This is a genomic window from Mesorhizobium sp. P5_C1 (assembly GCF_054049815.1).
In genome coordinates this window covers 1-3,576 of sequence record NZ_JBFULQ010000546.1, presented here as the reverse complement: position 1 = coordinate 3,576, position 3,576 = coordinate 1, and the positions used below count along the sequence as shown (strand labels likewise).

Below are 3,576 nucleotides of genomic sequence, written 5' to 3'. Positions count from 1 at the left end.
GGATGGCACTGCTCATTGGATCCTGAAGATTGGGGGAGACCGATATGTATCAAAATTTCCCATTGTCGTTCCTGTCATCCTCTCCCCGTTCTATCTGCCGGCAGTCATTTATCTGAACCGCCATGGTGGCGATCCGCTAATGTTCGACCAAGTCGCCCGGATCATGGAAAAGCTTTGCGCTTCTTCGCTGGCGGCGGTGTCCGTCGGTTTGCTCTATTTGCTCCTGCGGCGGCGGACCGATGAAGGGTTGGCCGCCATTCTGAGCCTGCTTTACGCATTTGGCACGACGACATGGGTCATCAGCAGCCAGGCCCTCTGGATGCATGGGCTCGCCCAGCTGTTGGTCGTGGCCACCATGCTTTTGCTCACCGGACCGGGCACGACATTGCGGGTCGTTCTCGCAGGGCTGCTTTGTGGGCTTATCGCGGCCAACCGCCAGCCCGATGCCATATTGGCGGCAGGTCTGGGTATTTATGGCCTGTGGTGGGCTGGCCGGATGAGACCGTTTTTCGTCTTGTCGGGCATGGTCCCGGTCGCTTTGACCCTGGCCTACAATCTCTTGATCGTCGGCAATATCGCGGGGGCTTACGCGCTGCATGTTCGGCCCGGCGATTTCAACCACGACATAGTGGGCGGCATCGCGGGCCTTCTTGTCAGTCCGACCCGAGGGCTCTTCGTCTTCTCCCCGTTCCTGCTGTTCGTTCCCATTTTTTGTCGTCGCGTCGTACTTGAGCGCTCAGGACGAGGGCTGACGATAGCCATTGGCTGCGCCATGATCGTGCAAGTGTCGTTCTACGCCATGATCGATTGGCGGCAGGGCATCTCTTGGGGCCCCCGATGGCTCACCGACATGCTGCCCATGCTGATGTGGATGCTGCCACCTGTCGTGAAGGCCCTGTCCCGGAACGGGCGTGTGGCATTCGGACTTGCATCGCTCGTGGCGATCTCGATCCAGACGATCGGCGCCTTCTGGTATACCGGCATCGCCGACACGCCCATCGTCACCGCTCACGGACCGGGCAGAATGCAACCTGCCTGGGACGTCCACAACGCAGCGTTTGTCGCCGAACTCCGTCACCCGCATGTCCAGGCCGACCTGATCGTCGATCTGCATGGCAACATCGATGCGGTGAATGTCCTGCCCCCCGGTCAAGGCACCGGCGGTGAAGCAGGCAGGCAGCTTGAGGTCCTCGGATGGGCGCTCACCAACAACCACTCCCCCAGCGACGTCGCCGTTCTGATCGATGGCCAATGGGGCGCCGCAACGCGGGAATTCTTTGCCAGGACCGATGTCGAGAAGGCGATGGGCCAGGCGAGCCAGGCTGGCTGGCGCATCACCATTCCAATCGACCAGGTGGGTCCGGGTGAGCATCTGTTGGCGGTGCTGGTGCGCGCCACGGAGGGCGGCGAGCCGCGTCTCATGAAGCAGACCTCCTTCGTCCTGGCGCCGGACAATGAGGCGCTTGAGCATGTGACGGATCTTCCAAGTGCGGCGCGGCGCGCCCGGCAAACGCTCGCAAGTCATCAGCAGGCCGGCGGCTATTGGCTGACCTCCTTTACGAGCGCGACGCGATTTGAGCAGCCGCGCCAGGAAATGAACACCTATCTCAATGCCGTCATGCTTGATGTCGCCGGCCCCGTGGCCGAAACCGCGGGCGCAAGCGACATGCTTGCAAGGACGCGCCAGTTCCTGGCCGCTCAGATCGAGCCGAGCGGCCTCGTTCGATATCACGGTCGACCAGATGCGCCGACGATCGGCACTCTTGGCTGCGCCATCACGCCCGATTCCGATGACACCGCCCTGGCTTGGCGGGTCGCGCCGAGCGAAAAGAGCGAACTGCTGCAACCCGCGCTTGCCACGATAACCCAGTTCAGACGGCCTGACGGGCTCTACAAGACCTGGCTTGCGCCACGGGACAAATACCAATGCCTCGATCCCGGACGCGACGCCAATCCGGCGGATGTCGGAATCCAGATGCACATATTCCTGTTTCTCGAACAGGTGGACAAACCGGCCGCGCGATCGCTGTGCGAAGCGCTCTCGAAAAAAGCGGGCGACGACGACATCTGGGTCTACTACGCCGGTGCGCCGCTCATGATAAATCTGCGGTTGGCGGACCTGGAGAAGGCCGGCTGCTTGCCGCAGTTCCCACAGGCGCAACTGCGGACCGACATTCCCGGACAAGAAATCTGGCTGCGCGCCGCCGACCAGCTTCGGCAAATGGACAGCCATGCCGGCTCATATGCTGCCTATCAACGCACGGCCGAACTGCTGACCGATATTGCTGCGGATGACTTTTCCTTGATGAGCGATACGCCTCCGCTCCTGTATCACAATGACCTTACAGCGACCGTGAAACGATTCTATTGGTCGCAAGATTTCGGATATGCGCTGTGGTTGCGGCTCTATTTCGAGAACGAACGTATGCTATCAAAGCTTCCTTGTGGTTCCGGCGGCCCGGAACAAAAATGTGGTGAGAAGTGACGCAAATCGCGAGCGACACAGTCGGTCAAACTCGCCCCCGGGCGACACAGCTGTCCCGTTGGCTTTCTTGCATCCGTTTCGATGAAGTCGCGGCGCTTCAGGCCACTCCGATCATCGGTGCGGTCCTTTCGATCGGAGCGCTGTCAGCGAGCCACGCGCTGACCGTAGCCATTTTGATAGCCGGCAACCTGTGCCTGATGGCTCATGTGTTTGTCCTCAACGACTGGTCGGGAATCGACGGAGATCTCAAAGACCCGGACCGAGCCAGCCGAACATTCGCGGCAAAAGGTCTGACACGCAGGGAAGTCGGCTATCTTGCCGGCTCATTGCTGGCGATCAGTCTGCTCCTGTTTGGGCTGATAAATACGAGGGCACTCGTTGTTGCAATAACGGTAGCTGGGCTAAGCGCCTGGTATTCCAGCCCGACCCTGCATCTGAAGGGTGCGCCGCTCTTCAGCTCGGCCCTGCATTTTATCGGCGGTTGCATGCATTTCCTGCTCGGCTATGCGGCTTTTGGCGCGATCAACGCACAGGGCCTCGTCGTCAGTTGTTTCTTTGGGCTGGTATTCACCGCCGGTCATTTCACGCATGAGGCGCGCGACTATGACGTCGACTTGCTCAACGGCATACGGACGAACGCCGTGGCGTTTGGCAAGACCAGGAGTTTTGTCGCAGGCCTCGTGCTTTTTATCTCGGCATATGCGCTCATGGTCGCGCTGGCCGTGCTCGGATTGGTTCCGTTCGCCCTCGTCTTTGCCGCCGCATTCATTCCGGTACATCTGTGGGCTTCGCGCCGCGCCATGCTGGCCGGCCTGACGTCCGAGAGCCTCTATCGACTGCAACGGTGTTACCGCGCGCTCTTCGCCACCATTGGCATCGTTATGATCGCGATGGTCGCTTTGTCCTAGCCGGCAGTGTCGGGTTCCACACAACAGGCGACTTTCCGGCCTCGAGGTTCCATGCTTTCCGTAATCGTACCGGTCTTCAACGAAGCAGTCACATTGCCGCACGTGTTGGCGATGGTGAGCACAGCACTTCCCGCCGTGACGAAGGAAATCATCATCGTGGATGACGGCTCCTCCGACGGCACC

The 3,576-nt window shown here is 60.4% G+C and carries 3 protein-coding genes; all 3 read left to right on the top strand.

Annotated elements, in window-relative coordinates:
* A partial coding sequence (locus tag ACXJ7R_RS27600; RefSeq protein WP_457154589.1) for a hypothetical protein occupies window positions 1–2,485 on the top strand: 2,485 nt, incomplete at its 5' end.
* Window positions 2,482–3,393 carry a UbiA family prenyltransferase gene (locus tag ACXJ7R_RS27595; protein WP_457154588.1) on the top strand — a complete coding sequence of 304 codons (912 nt, stop codon included), beginning with the start codon at window positions 2,482–2,484 and terminating at the stop codon, window positions 3,391–3,393. The genes ACXJ7R_RS27600 and ACXJ7R_RS27595, both read left to right, overlap by 4 nt.
* A gap of 51 nt (window positions 3,394–3,444) precedes the next feature.
* Window positions 3,445–3,576 (top strand): glycosyltransferase (locus ACXJ7R_RS27590; RefSeq protein WP_457154590.1); only part of this gene is annotated, 132 nt, incomplete at its 3' end.